General features: G+C 66.3%; 16 protein-coding genes, 1 tRNA gene and 1 pseudogene. 9 read left to right on the top strand and 9 right to left on the bottom strand.

Translation table 11 applies throughout. The features are described from left to right. Positions 1-26: 26 nt before the first annotated feature. A pseudogene (locus FPZ54_RS11950) lies at positions 27-1,440 on the top strand (amino acid permease). Beyond that, on the top strand, positions 1,437-2,306 hold the full coding sequence (mtnP, locus tag FPZ54_RS11945) for an S-methyl-5'-thioadenosine phosphorylase (protein WP_145847501.1): 870 nt from the start codon (positions 1,437-1,439) through the stop codon (positions 2,304-2,306). The pseudogene FPZ54_RS11950 and the gene mtnP overlap by 4 nt, the downstream one beginning before the upstream one ends. Positions 2,307-2,427: 121 nt before the next feature. Here mtnP and FPZ54_RS11940 read toward each other — a convergent pair whose 3' ends face one another. The 6 genes from FPZ54_RS11940 to FPZ54_RS11915 all read right to left on the bottom strand — a co-directional run bounded on the left by FPZ54_RS11940 (position 2,428) and on the right by FPZ54_RS11915 (position 9,659). Continuing rightward, entirely contained in the window at positions 2,428-4,983 is a 2,556-nt protein-coding gene (locus FPZ54_RS11940; protein WP_145847500.1) for an HWE histidine kinase domain-containing protein, read from the bottom strand. Beyond that, complete coding sequence (locus tag FPZ54_RS11935) at positions 4,976-5,533, bottom strand: biliverdin-producing heme oxygenase (RefSeq protein ID WP_145847498.1); 558 nt, start codon at positions 5,531-5,533, stop codon at positions 4,976-4,978. Before FPZ54_RS11935 ends, FPZ54_RS11940 begins: the two co-directional genes overlap by 8 nt. Positions 5,534-5,617: 84 nt before the next feature. Beyond that, positions 5,618-7,420, bottom strand: a complete 1,803-nt coding sequence (locus FPZ54_RS11930) for a diguanylate cyclase (protein ID WP_145847496.1) — start codon at positions 7,418-7,420, stop codon at positions 5,618-5,620. A 33-nt stretch (positions 7,421-7,453) separates the two neighbouring features. Beyond that, positions 7,454-7,648: a DUF1289 domain-containing protein gene (locus FPZ54_RS11925; protein ID WP_145847494.1), complete on the bottom strand. Its 195-nt coding sequence runs from the start codon at positions 7,646-7,648 to the stop codon at positions 7,454-7,456. A 2-nt stretch (positions 7,649-7,650) separates the two neighbouring features. Next, complete coding sequence (locus tag FPZ54_RS11920; RefSeq protein ID WP_145847492.1) at positions 7,651-9,090, bottom strand: DEAD/DEAH box helicase; 1,440 nt, start codon at positions 9,088-9,090, stop codon at positions 7,651-7,653. A gap of 89 nt (positions 9,091-9,179) precedes the next feature. Continuing rightward, positions 9,180-9,659: a hypothetical protein gene (locus FPZ54_RS11915; protein ID WP_145847490.1), complete on the bottom strand. Its 480-nt coding sequence runs from the start codon at positions 9,657-9,659 to the stop codon at positions 9,180-9,182. A gap of 78 nt (positions 9,660-9,737) precedes the next feature. Here FPZ54_RS11915 and FPZ54_RS11910 point away from each other — a divergent pair, with 78 nt between their 5' ends. The 3 genes from FPZ54_RS11910 to FPZ54_RS11900 all read left to right on the top strand — a co-directional run bounded on the left by FPZ54_RS11910 (position 9,738) and on the right by FPZ54_RS11900 (position 13,349). Continuing rightward, entirely contained in the window at positions 9,738-11,198 is a 1,461-nt protein-coding gene (locus FPZ54_RS11910) for an FAD-binding oxidoreductase (RefSeq protein WP_145847488.1), read from the top strand. Between the two features lie 31 nt (positions 11,199-11,229). Continuing rightward, a complete protein-coding gene (locus FPZ54_RS11905) occupies positions 11,230-12,012 on the top strand; it encodes a SapC family protein (protein ID WP_145847487.1) in 783 nt (260 codons plus the stop codon). A 359-nt stretch (positions 12,013-12,371) separates the two neighbouring features. Then, positions 12,372-13,349 carry a phosphatase PAP2 family protein gene (locus FPZ54_RS11900; RefSeq protein WP_145847485.1) on the top strand — a complete coding sequence of 326 codons (978 nt, stop codon included), beginning with the start codon at positions 12,372-12,374 and terminating at the stop codon, positions 13,347-13,349. 2 nt (positions 13,350-13,351) lie between these two features. Here the strand turns inward: FPZ54_RS11900 and FPZ54_RS11895 are convergent, their stop codons facing one another. Then, entirely contained in the window at positions 13,352-14,191 is an 840-nt protein-coding gene (locus tag FPZ54_RS11895; protein ID WP_239019557.1) for an N-formylglutamate amidohydrolase, read from the bottom strand. A gap of 149 nt (positions 14,192-14,340) precedes the next feature. On the opposite strand from FPZ54_RS11895, the gene cpdR reads away from it, so the two are divergent. The 4 genes from cpdR to FPZ54_RS11875 all read left to right on the top strand — a co-directional run bounded on the left by cpdR (position 14,341) and on the right by FPZ54_RS11875 (position 16,555). After that, on the top strand, positions 14,341-14,718 hold the full coding sequence (gene cpdR, locus FPZ54_RS11890; RefSeq protein WP_145847484.1) for a cell cycle two-component system response regulator CpdR: 378 nt from the start codon (positions 14,341-14,343) through the stop codon (positions 14,716-14,718). A 70-nt stretch (positions 14,719-14,788) separates the two neighbouring features. Continuing rightward, positions 14,789-14,863 (top strand) — tRNA-Val (locus FPZ54_RS11885). 124 nt (positions 14,864-14,987) lie between these two features. Further along, on the top strand, positions 14,988-15,821 hold the full coding sequence (locus FPZ54_RS11880) for a diacylglycerol/lipid kinase family protein (RefSeq protein ID WP_145849775.1): 834 nt from the start codon (positions 14,988-14,990) through the stop codon (positions 15,819-15,821). Beyond that, the gene (locus FPZ54_RS11875; protein ID WP_145847482.1) at positions 15,818-16,555 is read left to right on the top strand and encodes a metallophosphoesterase family protein; all 738 of its coding nucleotides are present in this window, start codon (positions 15,818-15,820) and stop codon (positions 16,553-16,555) included. Before FPZ54_RS11880 ends, FPZ54_RS11875 begins: the two co-directional genes overlap by 4 nt. Positions 16,556-16,557: 2 nt before the next feature. Here the strand turns inward: FPZ54_RS11875 and FPZ54_RS11870 are convergent, their stop codons facing one another. Both FPZ54_RS11870 and FPZ54_RS11865 read right to left on the bottom strand, forming a co-directional pair. Beyond that, a complete protein-coding gene (locus FPZ54_RS11870) occupies positions 16,558-18,549 on the bottom strand; it encodes a hypothetical protein (protein WP_145847480.1) in 1,992 nt (663 codons plus the stop codon). A gap of 85 nt (positions 18,550-18,634) precedes the next feature. Continuing rightward, positions 18,635-22,123, bottom strand: a complete 3,489-nt coding sequence (locus FPZ54_RS11865; protein WP_145847478.1) for an autotransporter domain-containing protein — start codon at positions 22,121-22,123, stop codon at positions 18,635-18,637. Positions 22,124-22,290: the final 167 nt, after the last annotated feature.

Below are 22,290 nucleotides of genomic sequence, written 5' to 3'. Positions count from 1 at the left end.
CTTGGTGAACAGGCAAGGGGGACTTTATGGCCAACGGATTGTTTCGGACGCGCGCGGTCAAGGATGCGGCGGATCATGCGCCCGAGCATCGGCTGGCGGCGACGCTCAGCTGGCCTCACCTGATCGCGCTCGGCGTCGGGGCGATCGTCGGCACCGGCATCCTGACGCTGATCGGCGTGGGTGCGGGCAAGGCGGGGCCGGCGGTGATCCTGTCGTTCGTGATCGCGGGTGGCATCTGCGCCTGTGCCGCGCTGGCCTATGCCGAGATGTCGACGATGATGCCCGCATCGGGCAGCGCCTATACCTATAGCTATGCGGTGCTGGGGGGAGATTATCGCCTGGGCAGTCGGATGGTCGCTGATCCTCGAATATTCGCTTGTCGTCAGCGCGGTGGCGGTCGGCTGGTCGGGCTATGCCGCGCCGCTGCTTCAGGCATGGGCGGCAATGCCGATGGAGCTGATGCAGGGGCCACACGCCGGCGGGATCGTCAACATCCCCGCCATCGCGATCATCGCGCTGGTGGCGGCGCTGCTGTCGTTCGGCACGCGCGAGAGCGCCACGCTCAATGCGGGGCTGGTGATCGTCAAGATCGTCGCGCTGGCAGTGTTCGTCGCGGTGGCTCTGCCCTATCTCGACACCGCCAATTTCGAGCCCTTCGCACCCTTTGGCTTCGCCAAGACGGTGTCTCCCGATGGCGTGGAACGCGGCGTGATGGCGGCGGCCGCCATCATCTTCTTCGCCTTTTACGGATTCGACGCGATCTCGACCGCGGCGGAGGAGACCAAGAATCCGGGCCGCGATCTCGCCATCGGCATCGTCGGGTCGATGATTGCCTGCGTCGCTATCTACATGCTCGTTGCGGTCGCGGCGGTGGGAGCCGTGTCCTATACGACCTTCGCCAACAGCCCCGAACCGCTGGCGCTGATCCTGCGCGAACTGGGCCAGCCGGGGTTCGCCACCTTCCTCGCGGTATCGGCGGTGATCGCGCTGCCCACCGTGCTGCTCGGCTTTCTGTTCGGGCAGAGCCGCATCTTCTTCACCATGGCGCGCGACGGGATGCTTCCCATCGCGCTCGCCAAGGTTTCGAAGCGGGGCGCGCCGGTTCGGATCACCATCTTCACCGCGACCATCGTCGCGATCATCGCCGGGCTGCTGCCGATCGACGAGATCGCGGCGCTCGCCAATGCCGGGACGCTGGTGGCGTTCGCGGCGGTCGCGATCTGCATGATGGTGTTGCGTCGCCGCGCGCCCGACGCGCCGCGCATGTTCCGCACGCCGCTTTGGTGGCTGGTCGGCGCGATCGCGGTGGTCGGTTGCCTCTATCTGTTCATCAGCCTGCCCGCCAAGACCCAGCTCTATTTCCTGATCTGGAACATTCTCGGTCTCGTCATCTACTTTGCCTATGCCCGGCCGAAGGTGAGCAGACAGGGCGTGGCATGAGCGGTTGGCATATCGGGATCATCGGCGGGTCGGGGCTCTACGATGTCGCGGGGATCGAGGACGGCGCCTGGGTCGAGGTGGATTCGCCCTGGGGCGAGCCGTCGGACGCGATCTTCACCGGGCGGCTGGGCGATGTGGGGGTGTCGTTTCTGCCGCGCCACGGACGGGGCCACCGGATCAGCCCATCCGGACTGAACAGTCGCGCCAATGTGGATTGCCTAAAACGGCTGGGCGTTACCGATATCCTGTCGGTTTCGTCGGTCGGCGGGCTGACCGAGGAGCGCGCGCCCGGCACCTTCACGATCGTCGACCAGTTTATCGACCGTACCAAAGGCCGCCCGTCGAGCTTCTTCGGCAGCGGCATGGTCGCGCATGTCTCGATGGCCGATCCGGTCTGTCCCCGGCTATCGGCCTATGTCGGCGAGGCGGCGGAAGCTGCGGGCGCGCGGGTGCATCGCGCGGGGACCTGCCTGGTGATGGAAGGTCCGCAATTCTCGACGCGCGCGGAAAGCCATCTCTACCGCAGCTGGGGCTGTCACGTCATCGGCATGACCGCGATGCCGGAGGCCAAGCTGGCGCGGGAAGCCGAGCTGCCCTTTGCGATGGTCGGCATGGTCACCGACTATGATTGCTGGCGCGAAGAGGAAGCTGCCGTCGATGTCGCGCAGGTGATCGCGCAACTGTCGAGCAACGCGGCAACGGCGCGGGCGATGGTGCTGAACCTGCTTCGCGCGCTGCCCGCCGAGCGCGCGGCGTCGCCGATCGACACCTGCCTCGATACCGCGCTCATCACCGCGCCGCATGTCCGCGATCCGGAAGTGCTCGCAAGGCTCGATGCCGTCGCCGGGCGGGTGCTGCGGGGTTAGCGAGTAGCTTTCAGTTAGGCGGCATCGGCCCGCTCCCCCAACCGGCCACCCATAGAATACCCTGTCGTTGGGTGGCCGGGTGGGGAGCGGGCCGGTGCCGCTTCAGCGAAGCTGAAACCAACTAATCGAGCATCTCCGCCAGCGCGCGCGCGATATTTTCGATCGTATAGGGTTTCTGCACCACGTTTCGCCCGCGATGCTGATCCGGGAACTGCGCCTGCTCGCCATAGCCGGTCGCGAACATGAAGGGGATGTCGCGCTCCTGCAACGCATCGGCGATCGCGAAGCTGGTCGTGCTCCCCAGGTTGATGTCGAGGATCGCGACGGTCGGCGGACCGGCGGCGATCAGGTCCAGCGCGGAATCCACCGATGCTGCGGTGATGACCTCCGATGCGCCGAGCCGCGTCGCGATATCCTCCGCATCCAGCGCGATGATGAGACTGTCCTCGACCAGCAATACCCGCTGCCCGGCGAGCAGATCGGCCGGGGGCTCCTCGCGATGGCCGTGCGCGGTGCGGGGAAAGCGGATTGCGGGTGCGCCGCCCGCGCGCGGCTTCGACACATGCCGCGCCGGGATGCAGAAATCCGCCTCGAACCCAGCCTCGGCGTAGCGCATCTCGGCGCTGCCCCCCAGGTCGTAGGGGACGGAGCGTTCAATGATCGTCGTCCCGAACCCCTTGCGCGACGGCATCGTTACCGGCGGGCCGCCCTGTTCGCGCCACCGCAGCAGCAGATCGCCCTTTTCGATGCATTCCCAGCTCAGCGTGACCGTTCCGCCCTCTGCGGATAGCGCGCCATATTTGTTCGAATTGGTGACCAGTTCATGCACCACCAGCGCCAGCGTGGAAAACGCCTGCGGATTGAGCATCACCGGCTCGCCCTCGCTCAGGATCCGGTCTTCCGCTTCGACAAAGGCTGCGGCTTCGGCATCGATCAGCGCCTGAAGCGGAGCGGGTCCCCAATGATCTTCGGTGATCTGGTTGTGCGCGCGGGCGAGTGCATGGATACGCCCGTCGATCACCTTGACGAATCCGCGCACCGCATCGTCATCGGGCTGCGCCTGGCGGATCAGGCCGCGGATCAGGCCCAGGATGTTGCGCACGCGATGGTTGAGTTCGGCGATCAGCAGTTCCTGGCGCGCGCCTGCGCGCTGGCGCTCGGCTGAGGCTTCGTCGGCGAGCCGCAGCACTACCTCGATCAGCGTCGCGCGCAGCGTTTCGGCAACGCGCAGCTCGGACGCGGTGAAGGGGCGGGACCGGCCGCGCACCAGTTCCTTCCATTCGTCGAAGCTGGCGCGCGGGGTAAGGCGGGGACCGTTGGGGCCATATTCGACCGGCTTGTGCGGATCGCCCGCCCAGCGGATCGATCGTACCAGCTCGCTGCGGAACAGCACGACATAATCGCGCGGGGAGCGCGAGATGGGGATTGCGAGCAGCCCCGCCGCCGAGCCGGCGAATGCCTCTGCGCCAGTGACCAGCGAACCGATATGGTCGGTGGCGAACACCTTGCCCGCAGCGGTCGCGTTGAGCGCGCGGACGATCCGGCGAAAGTCATCGGTCGGGGGCGTGACACCGGAAAAGGCGTAGCTGCCACCGAGCCATACCCCCACGCCGTCGGCGGGGATCGCGTTGGTCAGGATATCCGCCAGCCAGTCCGGATCGCGCAGCAGCGTATCGTCCGAAGCAACGGCGCCCAGCAGCTGATCGGAAATATCCCGCGCGCGGCGTTCGAACTCGACGGTCTGCTGCCGCTCGCGGCTTTCGAGCCGCATCGAGAACATCTGCGCGAACAGCTCGGAGATCGAGCGGCGCTCGAAACTGGGATGGCGGGGGGAATAATGGTGGCAGGCGAACAGGCCCCATAATTTGCCATCGACCAGGATCGAAATCGACATGGACGCCTCGACCCCCATATTCTTGAGATATTCGATATGGATCGGCGATACCGACCGCAGCAGCGAGAGCGACAGGTCGAGCGGCTCGCCCAGCTCGTCCAGTTCGGGAAGCACGGGCACCGGCTTCGCGTTCACATCGGCGATCACGCGCAGCAGGTTGCGGGTGTAGAGGACGCGCGCCTGCACCGGGATGTCGCTGGCGGGATAGTGAAGGCCCTGAAACCGGCCGATGCCCGGCTTGCACGCTTCGGCGACCACTTCGCCCGACCCGTCGGCGGCAAAGCGATAGACCATCACCCGGTCATAACCGGTCAGCGCCTTGACCTGCCGTGCGCCCTCGCGAAAGAAGGACGTGGTATCGCCGCATTGGTCGAGCCGCGCCACCATCGATCGGACCATGCTGGTGACATCGCCGACTTCGCCGGTCGAACGTTCGCCTTCGATCACGATCTGCCCGCCCGACATATGGATGGCGAGATCGAACCGGTCGGTGCCTGGAACAAGGTCCACGCCGAACAACCGCTCGACCGCGTCAGATCCGCGCAGCATCGCGCTACGGTTGCGCAGTTCGTGCATCGCATCGGAGGGCAACAGGTCCGCCAGCGGCTGGCCGATCAGCCGCCCCGGTTCCATATGCAGATAGTCCTGAAGATTGGCGGAGGTCCGCGCGACGATCCAGTCGGCGGTCAGCGCGATCAGGAAGCCGATCGGCTGGATCGCGCCGAGGATATGGATGGGTTCACGATCGCAATTGGTGAGATCGACCGGATTGGGATCATTCAACGTCGTTCGTCCTTTTCTGTCGCTCTGCGCTGTTCGCGAACAGGGCGAAAACCTCTTTGGCGGCGTCTACCGCAGCGTCGCGCTGCATCGGCGTCACCAGATGCTCGTCGAGCAACCCGATCAGCGTGCGCCAGCGCTGCGGTGCGGGGGTTGAACGGATGAACCGGCCGGGCAGGTCCGGCGGCACCGATCGCGCCAGCATCGCCCCGCCCAGCCGCGACCCTTCGAGGACATAGATCGCGCCGAGCGCGCGCTCCGCCGCCCCGATCTCCAGCAACGCGGGATCGGGCTCGGGTTCGCCCAGATCGCTCAAATCCTCCCGCAACAGGTCCGCTCGCCGCCGTGTCGGCCAGTCGGGCAGGATGGCGGCGGGATCGAACCGGTCGATCGCGGCCTCGACCGCCAGGAACGGGTCGGCCTGGGCGCGCAAAAAGGCCCGATAGCCAGCGCGGCTTCGAAGGTCGAAGGTCGAATAAGCCTGGTCGACGCGGTCATGGTCGGATGCAGTCTGGCGGCGCAATGCCTGCCGGGCCGAAGAGGGGGCGATCATCGCGCAAGACCTTGGCCGACCGCGACCTTGTGGACAAGTGATTGTTTCTCATCCGAAATATATTTCCGGCTCCGCCAGCGATCGTCAGCCTTCGGCTTCGCGACCCAGGGCGACCTCGATTCGGTCCCGCCCCTGTTCCTTGGCGCGCAGCAACGCCGCGTCCGCGGTCACGATGAGCCGGCCGGGCGGGCAATGATCGGGGGTCGCGGCGATCCCGATCGACGCGGTGATGGATCCGAGAGCTACCCCGCCATGGCTCAGCCGGAGCGCGGCGATCCGCCTGCGGATCTCTGCCGCCCGTTCCATCGCCCGCGCGACCGGCATCGGAAGCAGGACGGTGAACTCCTCGCCGCCATAGCGATAGGCATCGCCCGCGCCGCGGGTGCAGTCGGCGAGGGTTTCGCCCACCGCGCGCAGCACCGCATCGCCCGCGTCATGGCCATGGCAGTCGTTGAACCGCTTGAAATGATCGACATCGATCATCAGGCAGCTCATCGGCTGCTTCGCCGCGTCCGGATCGCTCCGTAACTGTTCCAGTCGCTCCTCAAGCTGGCGCCGGTTCGCAAGACCGGTGAGCGCGTCCACCATCGCCAGCGCGCGAAGCCTCTCGCGCAGACGCAGATTGGCGAGCGCGAGACCGATATTCTCGGCAAGCATGTAGAGATAGGATTCGGGGGCGGGCGCCCCTTCCCCGCCGCCGTCCGTGCGCGGCTCGAAATAGAGCAGACCCAATATCTCGCTATGGGCGGTAAGCGGCAGGCACAATGTGTCGGGCGTTGCGTCGGGTGCGGCGTCAAGGTGCGCGCAGGGGACGTCGATCGCATGGCCCGCAGGGCGGTGCGGCTGGCCGCGGCGCAGCGCCCAGCAGGCGGAAGGCGGAAACCGGTCCCGCGACCCGGCGGGCGCGAGCCAGTCGCAGCCCGTGCGAAGCTCCCCCGAATCGCTTTCCAGCAGATAGAGGCGGCCCGCAAGACGCGGTGCGATCTCCGGCGCGAACCGCCGAGTGATGTCCAGCAGGCAGGCGAGCGTGTCGCATCCCTGCATCCGCCGGGTCATGCGGGCGAGCAAATCGCGCGCCGCAAGGTCGCGGTCGCGCTCGGCCTCCAGCCGCTGCCGCTCCAGGCCGTTCTCCCGGAAGATGTTGATCGCTTGGGCCATGTCGCCGATCTCGTCGATCTGGTCGATTTGCGGCGGGACGGCGGAGAAATCCTGGGCGGCGAGGCGGCCGACGACATCGCTGAGGCGCACGACAGGGCGCAACACGCGCCGCTTGAAGATGAAGTAGAGCACGGCGAGGAACAGCAGTGCAGTGATGCCGATCATGACTTCCGATACGGCGCGCCATAGCCGCGCGACCCGGGTCGCAGCCTCGATCTCATAGGCGGTGCGCGTATCGAGCTGGGCCTGGAACCGCTCGACCAGCGACTGGGCGCGGTCGAGCTCGCGTTCATGCTCGGCACCGAACAGGATCGCGCGGGCGGCGGGGATGTCGCCACGATCATGGGCCGCGAATGCGGCGCGCTGCGCGTCGCGCAGCGCATCGGCCCAACGGATCGCTTCGCGCACCGTCCCCAGTTCCGCCGGCGTCGCACCGGCCTCCGCCAAGGGCCGAGCTCGCGTTTCGAGCGAGGCGAGCGCCTTCTCCCCATGTTTATAGAGAATGCGATAGGTCGGGTCGCCGGTCATCACGAACTGCCGCGCATGATCGGTGAGGTAGAAAAGCTCGCGCCTCAGCTCGGTTGCGGCAAGCTGGAGCACATGACGCTGGGCGACCGCGGCGCGCTCCTGTTCGTGTGCGCTCGATGCCAGCAACATCGTGCTGCCCGACACCAGGGTCAGCAGGACGGTGGCGCCATAGGCCCAGTTGGTGATCGTCGCGAGCCGCATGGGCGCATTATAGCGCGGTGGGATGACCGGAGGTTAACCGCCCGCGATTCGTGCCAGAATCGCACGGCGCCGGTCGTCGCTCGCGATCGACCAGTCCGCGATCTCCTCCAGCGTGCGACGGCACCCTTGGCACACATCGTCCTGGCCGATGCGACAGACACCGATACAGGGACTCGCCACCGCCGGAATCGGGGTGAAGTCGAGGAAATCGTCCTCGTCTTCGGCCATGGTCAGGCGGGAATGGTGAAGTTCAGGAAGTCGGGGATGGGGCCGTTCCAGCCGCCATCATCCTTGCCGTCGGGGCCATCGTCCTGTCCCTCGAACCGGCGGTCGCGCCGGGCGGGGCGTTCGTCGCGGCGATCGGCCCGCTTTTCATTTGTCCGGTCTTCGCGGAGGCGCCGGTCTTCGCGGGAGCGATCATCGCGCGACGATGCGGGACGCGGCTTTTCTTCGCGCGGAGCCTCGGCGGCCGGGGCAGGCTTTTCGGCGCGCGGCTTGCGGGCGCCCCCCTTTTTCTCGGCGGGGGCGGAGTCGCCCGGCTCCTCGACCGGCACTTCGCCGACGCGCTCGATCTTCTGACCCTGCAGCTTCTCGATATTCTCGATCGCCTCGGCATCGGCCGATGTCACCAGCGTATAGGCGGTGCCGGTCGCCCCTGCGCGGCCGGTGCGGCCGATGCGGTGGACATAATCGTCGGGATGCCAGGGCGCATCGAAGTTGAAGACGTGGCTCACGCCCTTGATGTCCAGCCCGCGCGCGGCGACGTCCGACGCGACCAGAATGTTGACGTCGCCCGCCTTGAACCGGTCGAGTTCGGCGATGCGCGACGACTGGTCCATGTCGCCATGGATCTCCGCCGAGCGGAAGCCGTGCTTCTTGAGGCTCTTGTTGAGCTCGCGCACGGTCGTCTTGCGGTTGCAGAAGATGATCGCGGTGCGGACATCCTCGGCATGGAGCAGGCGGCGCAACAGGTCGCGCTTGGCGAACGCGCTCGACGGCGCCGTGACGAGCCGCTGGGTGATGTTGCTGTTGGTCGATGCCGGGCGCGCCACCTCGATCGTCTTCGGGTTCGACAGGAATTTGTCGGCCAGCTTCTTGATCGGCGGCGGCATCGTCGCGGAGAAGAGCAGGGTCTGTCGGTTGGCGGGCAGCTTGGTGCAGATATGTTCGATATCGGGGATGAACCCCATGTCGAGCATCCGGTCCGCCTCGTCGATCACCAGCAGATTGCAGCCGGTGAGCAGGATTTTGCCGCGCTCGAACAGGTCCATCAGCCGACCGGGCGTCGCGATCAGGACGTCGACGCCCTTTTCGAGCGCCTTGACCTGGTCGCCCATCTGCACGCCGCCGATCAGCAGCGCCATGCTGAGCTTGTGATTCTTGCCGTATTTCTCGAAATTCTCGGCAACCTGCGCCGCCAGCTCGCGCGTCGGCTCGAGGATCAGGCTGCGCGGCATCCGCGCGCGGCTCCGCCCCTCGGAGAGGATGTCGATCATCGGCAGCACGAAGCTGGCGGTCTTGCCGGTGCCGGTCTGGGCGATGCCGATCAGATCGCGCATCATCAGGACCGAGGGGATGGCCTGCTTCTGGATCGGAGTCGGATCGGTATAGCCCGCCGCCTCGACGGTCTTCAGCAATTCGTCAGAGAGGCCGAGTTCGGCAAAGCTCATTCAGATGTCCGGAAAAGCGGGGCGCACCCCTGTAAGTAAACTCACCGGCGCTTTGGGGAAATGGCGCGAAAAGTCAAGGTAAACGCGGATCAGCGCCCCGGAATCAGTGCGCGGAACGCCTTGATCCGGCATTCGCCCCCGGCACGCGAGCGGAACGAGTCGCGCTTGGCGCAGACTTTCCCGTCCTTGTTCGGCTTGACGTAAAAGCCGGAATAAAAATCGAGCGCGGGGCATTCATTGCCCAGTTTGGCGCGCACCCGGCGTCCGCCGGACAAGACCAGATCGACGCTGTCCGTGCGGATGATCGCCGCGCCCGACAGCGAGTCGGTCCGGACGCAATCGTCGGTGCTCTTCTCCACCCAGTCGATCGGTGGCAGCGGCGCGGTCATCGGTGCGGACATGCGCCGGACCGGATCGGGGCGGGGGACGCGGATCACAATATGCTGCTGGATCCGCACCTGCGCGATGCGGGTCGGCCCACGCGGTGCCGACGCGCGAGCCTTGCCGTCGCCCGGCACACCGGGGGGCAGCAACAGCGCGGCAGTGGCGGCTAGCAACAAGTTCACCATGACACTCTGCCTCATAAAGGTGAGGGTTGAACAGTGGATGAATTGCCGGACGCTGTCTCGTCATGATAGCGGCACCGCATGACTGCAACGCCTTCCCCGGATGCCATCCATTCCTTTGCCCGGGCGGCGCACGCCCGGTTCGGGCCGAAGGTCGCGGTGACCGACGCCGATGCGATCGCCCCATGGCTGACCGATTGGCGCGGGCGGTATCAGGGCGCGGCATCGCTGCTGCTTCAGCCCGGCACGACGGCGGAGGTTGCGGAACTGGTTGCGCTGGCCGCTGCATTGCGCGTGCCGCTGGTGCCGCAGGGGGGCAACACATCGATGGTCGGCGGCGCGACTCCGCCTGCGGATGGAAGTGCGGCGATCCTGTCGCTGCGGCGAATGAACCGGGTGCGGCGGATCGATCCCGATGCGGGCATCGCGGTTGCCGAGGCGGGGGTGATCCTGTCCGATCTGCACGATACCGCGCTGGCGCAGGGCCGTCGCTTTCCGTTGACGCTGGGCGCGAAGGGCAGCGCGACGCTGGGCGGGCTCGTTTCGACCAATGCGGGCGGGACGCAGGTGCTGCGCTTCGGCACGATGCGCGGGCTCGTACTGGGGCTGGAAGCGGTGCTGCCCGATGGCAGCGTCCATGACGGGCTTGCCCCGCTCAAGAAGGACAATCGCGGCTATGACCTCAACCAGCTGCTGATCGGGGCGGAGGGGACGCTCGGCATCGTCACCGCCGCGACGCTGGGGCTGGTTGCGGCGTTGCACAGCCGGGCGGTCGCCTGGGCCGGGGTCGAATCGCCCCATGCCGCGCTTGCGCTGTTGCGCCTGTTCGAGGCGGCGACCGACCGGTTGGAGAGTTTCGAGATCGTCCCGGCCCATTCGCTGGGGCTGGTGCTGGATCATATTCCCGACACGCGCGCGCCCCTGTCGGCGCCGCATCCCTGGCATGTCCTGATCGAGATGGGGGCGAGCGATGCGGAGCAGGAGCCGCCCGCTGCCCTGATCGAGCGACTGCTTGCCACCGGTCTTGAGCGCGGCCTCGTACGCGACGCGACGATCGCGGCGAGCGAGGCGCAGGCCGAAGCCTTCTGGAAACTGCGCGATTCGATTTCCGAAGCGGAGCGAGCGAGCGGCCCGGCGCTCCAGCACGACATCTCGGTCCCGGTCGCGGCGATGCCGGACTTCATGATCGAGGGCGCGCGCGCGGTCGAGGCTGCGTTTCCGGGCACCAGTGCGGGCGCTTTCGGCCACCTCGGCGACGGTAATGTCCATTTCCATGTCCGCGCACCCGCCGGAGCAGATCGCGATTGGGCGAAGACGCAGTCGGCGATCATCAGCCCGTTCGTCCATGATCTGGTCGTCGCGGCTGGGGGATCGATCTCCGCCGAGCACGGCATCGGCCAGATGAAGCGCGACGAACTGGCCCGGCTTTCCTCCCCCGCGCGGCTGCACGCACTGGCCGCGATCAAACAGGGGCTCGATCCGGACAATCTGTTCAATCCGGGGAAACTCGTTACCCTTGCGCCAAGGCGCGCGGGCCAATAGACCGCGCACACCAAAATCCCAGGAGAATTTCATGGCCAGCGCGCCGCAAGCACAGGGTCTTCCGCTCTTCTACAACGACCTCCAGCCGCTTTCGAGCGATCTGCATGGCAATTACCGCGTCCGTGTCGCTGAAACCGCGCCGTTCCTGGCGCGCACCCATGCGGTGCCGGTGACCGTCGAGGAGTTCCCGCTGATTCAGCGCCATATGCCGATCGTGTTCTCGGCGGGCGACGAGCCGGTGCCGCTTGCGCTGATGGGCCTGAATGAGGGCACTAATGTCTTCTTCGACGCCGACGGCAAGCTGCGCGGGACCGACCCGATCTATGTGCCGGCCTATGTCCGCCGCTATCCCTATCTGCTCGCGCGGCTACGCCCCGACTCGGAAGAATTGTCGCTCTGCTTCGATCCGACATCGGATACGATCGGCGCGTTCGATGAAGGCGACGCGCTGTTCGCCGATGGCAAGCCGACCGAACTGGTTCAGCAGATCCTGAAGTTCAACGAGGAGTTCGAGATTGCGGGCCAGAAGACCGGCGCGTTCCTCAAGGAGCTGTCGGAGATGAACCTGCTGATGGACGGCGAGGTCTCGATCCAGCCGGACGGCGCGGCCCAGCCCTATATCTATCGCGGCTTCCGCATGGTCGACGAAGCGAAGCTCAACGAGCTGCGCGGGGACCAGCTGCGCAAGATGCAGCAGAGCGGCATGTTGCCGCTGGTCTATGCTCATCTCTTCTCGCTGGGGCTGGTGCGTGAGATTTTCGCGCGCCAGATGCAGCAGGGCAATGTGGCGCCCCAGCCTGCTCCGGCAGCCTGATCCTTTCGATCCCCGGGGCGGCAGGCGCAACCCCGGGGTCTGATACGGTCCGGTCCCGGCTCGCGGATCGATAAATTAGCGGCGTCCCGCTCCGTTCGTCGCATTTCGGATTGTGGCCTTGAAGCCACGGTCAAGCATTACTATACTGTTTTCAGCGCGGTTTCGTGTCCCCCCTTTCGCGGACCCGCGTGACACGCCCCCCGGGCGTGTCTCCTCCCTGAACCTTGGCCGCCCGGTGGCAACACCGGGCGGTTTTTTGTGTTCCGATTGCGTGCCGCATCGATCTGACCATCGATTTGCGACGAAGCGTCCACCTTTTGTAACCTTTTCCCGTTCAGAGTGGTGTTCATGCGTGGGGCATGTTTCCGTTGACACTCTGGCTTGCCGTCTATGGGGCGACGCTTGCCGTGGTCGCGTCTCTCGCGACGTCGCAGGTCGGCGCGCTGCCCCTTCATGGACCGCTGTTCGCGACGACGTCGGTGCTGATCGCGCTCCTGTTTCTCGTCCGTGGGGGGCTCTGGTTCTGGCGCGTACGGCCGGAAAGCCCGATTGGGGCCGCACGCGATCATGCCGCGACTTGGGCGCCATGGATCCTCTTGCGGTTCGCGCTGTTCCAGAGCTCGACGCTGTTCTTCATCTGGCTCGCCCCAATCAAGAGCGCGATTCCCGATGCGGCCGGCTATTGGGCCGACGCGCCCCTGATCACGATCGAACGGGCAGTGTTCGGCACCGATCCGTGGCGGTTGCTCCACGCGCTGCCCGACTGGATCACACCGACGATCGATCTGATCTACGCATCGTGGATCGTCGTGATCGTCGGGGTGTCCATGGCGGTCGCCGTGTTCGGGTCGGCGGCGCTGGTCGGTCGCTATTTCCTGTCCTGGGCGATGGCGTGGGTCGTGCTCGGGATCGGCATCGCTTATGCCTTGCCGTCGGCGGGCCCGATCTTCGGTCCCCATCTCGGCTTCGGCTTCGACGATCTCCACCACGCGCTCAAAGGGACCGTCGCATACCGATTCCACGAGATGCTGTGGGCGATGCAGACCGCGCGAAGCGGCGATCTGGGCGGCGGCATCTCCGCCATGCCCTCAATGCACTGTGCGCTTACCTCGGTTTTCGTGGCGGCGGCCTGGAAAACGCGCTGGCGCTATCTGGTCATGGCCTACGCGGCTGCCATCTGGTTCGGGTCGGTCTATCTTGGCTGGCATTATGCGCTGGACGGGGTGGTAAGCGCCCTCGTCGTCGCGATGCTATGGCGGGTTGCGCAGCGGCTCGCCGATGCCCGATGGCCGCGCCTGTCACCGATCCGTCGACGCGCCGTCTCTGCCCAAGCCTGATCCTATTGCGCCGCATCGGCAAGCGGCAGCGCCTCGTCGGACACGGCGTCGATGATCCGGCGCAGCAGCGCGGCGGCCGCGTCCAGGCCGGGACCGGGTCGGTCGCGGCGGCGGTCGAGATACAGGGTCCGATCGACCTCGATCTGGATCGCATGAATGTTTGCCGCCGGATCGCCATGGCGGTCGAGGATATGGCCGCCAGCATAGGGTGTGTTGACCGCGCTGCGGATGCGGGCGGCATGGGTCACGCCCTCGATCCGCGCGACGAAGCGCGCGGCGCTGGACCGGCCGAACCGATCGCCGATCACCATCCGCGCGCCGCCCGGTGCAAGCGGGGGCATCGAATGGATGTCGAGCAATATCGCGACTCCGAATCGGGCGCGCGCGGCGACAAGCGCGGCGGCGATCGCGGCGTGGTAGGGGCGGTGATCCTGTTCGATCCGCGCGCGCACCTCTTCGGCAGCGAAGCGGCGGCGCCACAGATCCACGCCCCCCGCGCGGCGCGGCACCAGGCCCAGCCCGCTGCGCAGTTTCAGCGACTGGGCGCTTTCCGGCATCGCCTGCGCCCCCTCGTCGATGCGCGGATCGCGCTCATGCTCCGCGCGGTTGAGATCGATCCAGGCGCGCGGACGGGTGGCGACGAACAGCGTTTCGATCCCGCGCGCCGCCAGCGCCAGCGTGTCGGCATGGCGATCCTCCAGCGCGACCAGGCTGGTCGGTGGCACCTTGAGCGCGGCGCGCAGCGGCAGCGGATAGTCGCGCCCGGCATGGGGGACGGACAGTACCACCGGCGAGACGGGCGTGGCGGGACCGTGAAGGTCGAAGGGCGGCGGCGTGCGCACGCTGTTCAGCTTATGCGCGACAACCCCGCGCGGCAACGGGCCGTGCGATGGGATCGTCGTGTCGCAATGGCTGGAAAATCTTAAGCCCTTTGCGCATAATGTCCGCTTCCGCGAGCGGGCGCGGTGCCGAAATCGCGGGCGAGGGGCGAATGACCAGAATCTTGTTGGCCGAAGACGATCAGGTGATGCGCGAATATCTTACGCGCGCGCTGGAGAAGTCCGGCTATTCGGTCGTCGCGGTCGATCGCGGAACCGCGGCGCTCCCCCTGATCGAGGCCGAGCGTTTCGACCTGCTGCTCAGCGATATCGTGATGCCGGAGATGGACGGCATCGAACTCGCCCAGCGCGCGAGCGAGATCGCGCCGGACATGCGGATCATGTTCATCACCGGATTCGCCGCCGTCACGCTGAAGGCGGGCAAACAGGTGCCGCAGGCACGGGTGTTGTCAAAGCCCTTTCACCTGCGCGATCTGGTGCTGGAAGTGGACCGGTTGTTCGAGATGGAGCAGGTCCCCAGCCGGAACTGAAATCGGGCGCTTGCAAGCCGGGACCGCCCCCGCTAAAGCGCCGCTTCCCGAGATTCGCCGCAAGGCGAGTGGGCGTGTAGCTCAGTGGTAGAGCACTGTGTTGACATCGCAGGGGTCGCAAGTTCAATCCTTGCCACGCCCACCATGATAAAGCCCGTCAGGTCGACGACCTGGCGGGCTTTTTCCTGCCGCGGAAACAGTCGGAAATGCAAGCGGCGACACACCCGCCGATATCGGGCGCTTTTTCCGAGTCCATGCGTTGGGCGGGCATGGAACGACTATGGTTCATCACCAACCCGGACTCAGGATCGGCGACACAGGCCAAATGCGACGCGCTGGAGGCGGTGTTCGCCGAACGCGGCCTGCATCTGGCTGGGCGCACTGCTTTCCCGAACGAGCCAATTCCCAAAGCAGATGCGCTCGACGCCGCGGATGTCGATACCGTGGTGCTGTTTGCCGGGGACGGCACGATCAACGCTGCCCTTTGCGCGCTGGCGGACTGGGAGGGTGCCTTCCTGATCCTGCCAGGCGGCACGATGAATCTGCTCGCCAAGGCATTGCATGACGATGCTGATCCTGCTGCGATCGTCCATGCAGCGCATCAAGCGTCGCGGCGGGTTGCGATGAACTTTGTCGAGGCAGGACCGCATCGCGCCTTTGTCGGCTTGATTCTCGGCCCTGCGGCGCATTGGGGGCGCGCGCGGGAGGCTGCACGCGCGGGGCGCGTCGCGCGGACCTGGAACGCGATCCGCAATGCGTGGCGACGTAGCTTCGGGCGGGGGATCGGCGTGCGTGGCGTCGCCGAAATGCGCGATCGGTATCAGGCGGTGTTCGTCGCACCCGCGCCCGACGGGTTGCGGGTCGATGCGATCGACGCGCGCGACTGGTCGGCGATCGCCGAACTTGGCTGGAACTGGCTGACGGGCGACTGGATCGCGGCGCGCGCCGTCACCCATCGTCATGCGTCGCGGCTTGAGCCGGTCGGCACGCGGCCCGTGCTCGCGCTGTTCGACGGCGAACCGGTAACGCTGGAGTCCGGTGTGGCGATTACCGGCGGAACCACCGCGCCCGTTTTTCTCGCGACCCGGAGCGACGCGGCATGAATCGGCTTTTTCATGTCAGCGACATTCATTTCGGGGCGGAGGACCGTGCGGCCCTCGACTGGTTTGCCGGCCGGGTGGCACAGGAGCGCCCCGACGCGGTGATCGTGACTGGCGATCTGACGATGCGCGCGCGTGCGACCGAGTTCGCCGCAGCGCAGGAATGGCTAGAAGCGCTCGGGCGTCCCGTAACGGTGGAAGTGGGCAATCACGACCTGCCCTATTTCAATCCCTGGGCACGCTTCGTGACTCCCTATCGGCGCTTCCGCGCACTGGAGCGAATGATCGAGCGTCCGCTCGACCTTCCCGGCATTTCCGTCGTACCGCTCAAGACCACCGCGCGGTTCCAGATGCGGCTCAACTGGTCGAAGGGCAATGTCACCCGGCGCGCACTGTCGGCCACGCTGGCCAAGGTCGATGCCACGCCGGACGGACATAAGGTGCTGATCGCCTGTCATCATCCGCTCGTCGATACCGGCACGCGAAGCACGTCCCGGACGCGGGGCGGCCGCCGTGCGCTTGAGGCGCTGGCCTCTGCCGGTGCACATGCGGTGCTGACCGGCCATGTCCATGACCCGTTCGATGTGGCACATCCGACCGGTGCGGGGCCGGTCCGGCTGATCGGTGCGGGGACGCTTTCCGAACGGGTGCGCGACACCCGCCCTTCGTTCAACGAAGTGCAGATATCAGAAGGGGAGTTACACGTTGACGTCCATCATATGGGCCTCTCCGGCTGACTTCAGCTCCCAGGCATCCAGCGTTCGGGTAGGATCGGGGTCGGGCCGCCATCCCCCTCGTCGGGCATTTTCCAGCGGATCGCCATTGTCATCGCGCGACAGGCGACCGCCTGGTCATCGGTCTTGGCAGGGAAATAGCTAATCCCGCCCGTGCGCTTGGCTATGATGGGGTCGAACAGGATGGGCGGCGTCGCGACGATCGCGCGCGGCTTGAGGGGGCGGCCCCCGGCGTCCAGGTCGAACTCGAGCGTTGTGCGACCCGTAAGTTCCGCCAGCGTACCTTCCGGAGGATAGTCGTCCGCCGTTATGTCGTTGCCCCGCAGCCGCGGAAGCGTCGGCTGAAGCGCGCACAGGTCGCGCGGCAGTCCCGTCTCGCGCACCCGGGCGTCAACCGGGCCGTCCGGTGCCGAGCGCGCGGCGGAGACGCGCGCGACGCGCAGCGCGGTAATACGGCGATCATCGGAGGGGAGGGTCTTCAGGCCGCGCGCGATCAGCTCCGCGCGCATGGTGTCGATCTGCGCAGGATCGGCGCCCTCCACCGATCCGGTCAGATTGGCATAGGCGATAGGAAATTCGACGGCCGCGACAAAGGCGCGAAAACCGTCCCTCATGATCTTTGCCGATGCTTCCCGCGACGGCGCATTCACGGCGCGCGCGAAAACCGCCAGGAAATGGTGATCGGGCGGGAGGAACCCACCGGTGTCGCCCGCAGCCGCGAGCACCCGCCCAAGTCGGCCATCAAGCTCGATGAGGCGAGCGGGCGGAATGTCGCCAGCTGTCATCAGCCGGGCCTGCGTAAGCTGGATCAGACGCAGCAATGGTCCGAACAGAATGGGATTGTCGGACCCGAACCGCGCACTCAGGTCATCGACCGAACGCGAGGCGGCATTCAGCTGTTCCTCTGTCGTCCCGATAGCGCTGAGGCGCGGGAACAATCCCCGGCTTGCCATGAACACCGCCGCCGGATCGCGCTCGAGCGTCCGCGACAGCGTGTCTGATGCGACGCTGGCGCGGCAACGCAAGCGGGAGAGCGTCGCGGCGCTGTTCAAACTGCTGCTGTCCAGGACCTGATTGGCGTTCACCCCGGCCAGGAAATGCCTGACGATCGACGGGCGGCTAGCGGCAATCGCGGAAATGCGCGTACCCCCACCCTCGCTGTCGCGATGAAGGGCGACGGTGAGTTGATCCTCAGGCGTGACGGCTTCGCCACAGGCGGGAAGCATCGCGCCTAGCTTGTTCGAGATCGCGCTTACATCGGGTTCGGCGCGTGCCGCACTGGCCATCATCGCAATTGCGGCGGTGCGATTGCCTGCCCGTTCCTCGATCATCGCCATCATCGCAGCGGCACGCGCCGGCGCCGAGGCTGCCAGCGGTGCGTCGATCGCGCGCGCCCAGGCGTGTCTGACCTTTGCGGCGGCATCCGGAGCATTGGTCAGCAGGGCGGTACGGGCATCCAGCAGTGCCCAATCCGATTCGCTGTCCGAATCCGCATTGCGCAGGGTGGTGGCGCCGACAAGGGCCTTCGCCGCTGCAGACGGGTCGAGGATCAGCAAGGCGTCGATCATCATCCGCGTGGCGCGCGCACGTCGGCGCGGTTCGCTGGTGATGCGCAACGCCGCCTCCACCAATGGGATCGCGACCTCGCCCTGGCCGAGCATCAGCAAGGCATGGGCGCGATCGAGGTCGAGCGCCACGCGTTCCTCGTCCTTCAACGCGGGGTCGGCAGCGGCCTCAAGCCAGGGGAGTGCGGCTTGCGGTTGGCCGGCGATCAGCAGAAATCGGCCGATGCGATGGCTCAGGTATCCGTCTGGCTTCGGTTTTCCGTCGCCGGGAACACGGGCGGCGATCAGGACGTCGAGATATTCTGACGCGTGAATCAAATCCCGCGCTTCCAACGCCATTTCGAATGCCCGCTCCTGCGCCGCAGTCTGCGCGGAAACGGGCAATGTACCTGCGGCTGTCAGTGCCAGAACCGCCGCCAGCATGATGCGCATGACCGATATCCCCCGATTGCCAAAATGAAAGGGCCAACCCCGGCGGGGTGGCCCTTTCAGTCGTCCTGGTCTTCCGCTGTGGCGATCAGAAGCGGAAGGTGACCGATCCGCGATAGGTCTGTGCCGACAGATCATCGCGCGCGATCGTCGTGTCCGCCGAGACCGACAGATCGACCGCCCCCGTGCGGAAGGTCAGGCCACCCGACACTTCGGCCCAGTCCTTGTCCTGGCCGTTGAGCGCAAAGGCGACGCCATTGCCGAGGCCGCCGACCAGGTTCGCGTTCACGCTTGCCGCGCGATCGTTGAACTCATGAACATAGGTCGCAGTCACGAATGGCCGGACGGTTGCGGAGCGACCGGCAAAGGTGACGCCGGCGCGGCCCTGATAGCTGTTGAAGCTCTCGCGCTGATAGTCGAGCGCCATCGGGCCGCCCTCCTCCAGCGCGCTGCCGAAGCCGATATGGGTGACGCGACCGGCGATGCGCGGGGCGACTTCGAACGAGTCGTTGCCGAGATCGAAACCGACACCGACTTCGCCGCCGACGATCAGCGCACTGTCCTTGGCACGCAGCGTATAGCCTGTGCCGAGGAACGACACCGTCCGTTCGGTCGTGGCGCCGAGTGCGCCAGCGGTGACCTGCGCATCCAGTGTCGCGCCGCCGGCGTTCAGCTTGCCATAAAGGGTTCCCTGAAGCGCCTCGCCCTTCGCCGTCTGGCCGGGGAAGGAGGCGGTGCCGTCGGTGTCGGTATAGGTCAGCGCGAAACCGATCATCGCGCTGTCGCTCAGCGCCGTCTCGATGCCGCCGCCTACATACCAGCCGTCATACTGGTCGCGCCCGCCCATGCCGGTCATCGCACGACCGTCGCCGGTCAGATAGCCGCCCGAAACAAATGCGCTCATCGTTTCGGGCAAAGCGCCTTCCTGAACCTGCATCGGCGCCGCCATATCGGTGCGGACCGGGTTCGATCCCATCGGGTTGAGGTTGAGCGCGGCCACCTGCACCGGCTGGCCGTACCGGGCGAGCGTGCCACCCAGATTGGCGGGATCGAGGCCGTTCATGCGGTTGCGGATGAAGGTCGAGTTCGCATCCGTGCTGACGATGCCGAGCGTCAGTGCGGTCGTCTCGCTCGCCGGGGCGAGGCTGCCGAGCGTGCCGACAATCGTCGACGCATCCTGAAGATCGAGCGGCCCGTAGAAGCCGTCATAATTGCCCGCCTGGCTCCGGTTGGCATCGAGCAGCTGCGCATAGGCGAAGGCGACCGGGTTCGACGACGGGACGACATCGGTATAGTCGCCCGCGACGATGGTCAGCTCGACCGCCGTGTCGGAATAGCTGAGCGTCGGGGTCAGGATCGCGCTGATCGCCGATGGATCCGCGAAGGCTCCCGTCACGCCGCCCTCGGCGGTCAGGATGGTATAGGTCTGTTCGGCGCGCAGCGCGTTGGTGAACCGGACCGACAGGCCGCCCCCGACGTTCGCGATGCCATTTTCCCCATTGACCTGCTTTACCGCGATCAGGTCCGACGTGCCGTTCGCCAGATTGACGATGTAGCTGGTGCCGGAAGCCAGGATCAGATTGCCGTTGAACGTCAGCGTGCCGACGGTCGTGGCGGTTCCCGGCGCGATCACGCCTGCCACGCTGGTCGTGTACGGCGCATTGATCTGGCCGGTGCCGGACAGGCCGCCCGCCATGATGAGGAAATCGCTCGGCGCGCTGAGGACACCGTCCACGTTGAGCGTGCCGATCATCTGGGTCACGTCCATCAGCGACGTGAGCGAGCCGGTCGAGGTGATGTTCAGCCCCGCCTGCACCCCGGCAAGGGTGAACCGGTCGACCACGACGGCGGTGTCGAGCGTGGTCGTTCCCGCCGCCGCCAGTGTGACGTCGAAATAGCGCGGGAGGACGCCATTGACGCGATCGCCGTCGCTGTTGTTCGGAACGAAGTCGGTCGCACCGGGCAGGCCGTTATCGATCGTCGCGGCTGGGATCGGCTCGGCGGCCGCCTGCGCCTCGGGCTGGGTGGGATCGACAAAGCCGGTCGCTGCGCCGCTGGCGAGGGTGCCCACCGCTGCGGTATCCGCGGAGTTGCTGGCGTTGCCCGCCCCGGCCGTGCCGATAGGCCGGAAATCCAGCGTGTAGGTGTCGGTGGCGTAATTATAGCATTCGCTGACACCGCCCGATTCGAAACAGGCCTCGCCGAACTTCCCGTCCGTCCCGGTATTCTGTTCGCCGGTCATCCCCGGAACGCCGTTGATCAGCTCTCCATTGGGGCCGATGATCTGGTAGTTGGGATCGACGGTGGAGACCCAATTGGCCGAGTCATTCCAGTTGCGGTCGCCCGCGATGTTGGTGACGTAGCGATAGGGATTGTTGGCCGCGATCCAGTCCCAATACAGGTAGAGCGGCTGATAGAAGCTGGCGGTGCCATAGCCATTGGCGGGCGCGCCGTTGAAGAAGCGGGTATAGCCGCCGGACAATACCCCGATCACCACCTGGCGCGCGAACGTGTTGTCGAGGATCAGCGGGCCGCCCGAATCGCCGCTGGCGGTGATGCCTTCGTTCGGGGTGGGATTGTCGCGCCAGGCGTTGAAATCGCGCGGGTCCGCCGTTCCGGTGCCGCGACGCGGATCGTCGAAATCGATCCAGTAGAGATTCTGCGGCAGGCCCGAGGCACCGCCGAAAATGAAGCTCTCGAAATCGTCGATCGAAGCGAGCGCGCCCAGCATGTTCTCCGCCGCGCGGCGCCGATAGTCGGTGCCGATCGACCCGGTATCGCCGGTGCCGTTGCGGCCATAGCCGGTGATGTCGACATGATAGCCGGTGCCATTGGCCCCGCCCTGGGTGACGGGGAGGGGCGAGAACAGCAGAGCCCAGGTCGGAATCCCCTCGGCCGGCGTGTCGAGCGAGGCGAGCGCGACGTCGCCATAGAGGAAGCTCGCTGCGTCGGGTTCGAGCGAGAGCGGGTTATAGGCGACGGCGTTGGCGTTGTAGAATGCCTGCGCGGTGTTGGTCTGGAACTGTCCCGCGCCGCCCGGACCGCCGAGCAGCCAGCGGACCAGTTCGTCGGTTTCACCCGGCGCATTGGCGCGGGTATTGGCCTCAAACCCGAAACCAATCGCGATGCCGCCCGAATTGGCGCCATAGTCGCTCGCCGCATTGCCGTTGACGCAGTGCGCCGCGAAGATGACCGTGCGCGGATTGATCAGCGTGCCGGTACACAGGCCGATAAAACCGCCGCCCTGATCGACGATCATCTGGCCGACGCCGGTGATGTTCACCGGGTCCCGCGCGGTCGTCGGGGTGCCGGGATAGCCGATCACGATCTGGGGATCGACCCGTTCGACCTTGATGGTCTGTGCCGCAGGCTGAGCGATGATGTGTTCGCCCGGCTGGATGCCGATCGTCGCGCCACCCGACTGTGCCTCACGCAGCGCTTCTTCCGAATCGAGCAGCGTAAGCCTCTGGATCGGGAGGTCGCCCTCTGCACCAAAGGCGGGCGCGGTGATCGCGCACAGGCCGAATCCGGCTGCCGACAACAGCAGCGACGTGCGCGTCTTGCGAGCAAAGTTCATGATTCCCCCATCTTTTTCGCGCGCCCGGACGGCCGCAGCTTCGATGGGAGGGCAGGCTATGCCACTGACAGCGCCCGTCAATAGCGGAAGCTACTGAACGGATGAAAATAGTTTCAGTTGTGATGTATCGATGCAACAGCTTGGGCCGAAACGAAAAAGGGCGACCC

Origin of the sequence: Sphingomonas suaedae, from assembly GCF_007833215.1 — a bacterium.
Taxonomy (GTDB): Bacteria; Pseudomonadota; Alphaproteobacteria; order Sphingomonadales; family Sphingomonadaceae; genus Sphingomonas; species Sphingomonas suaedae.
This window is presented reverse-complemented; position numbering and strand designations above follow the sequence as displayed.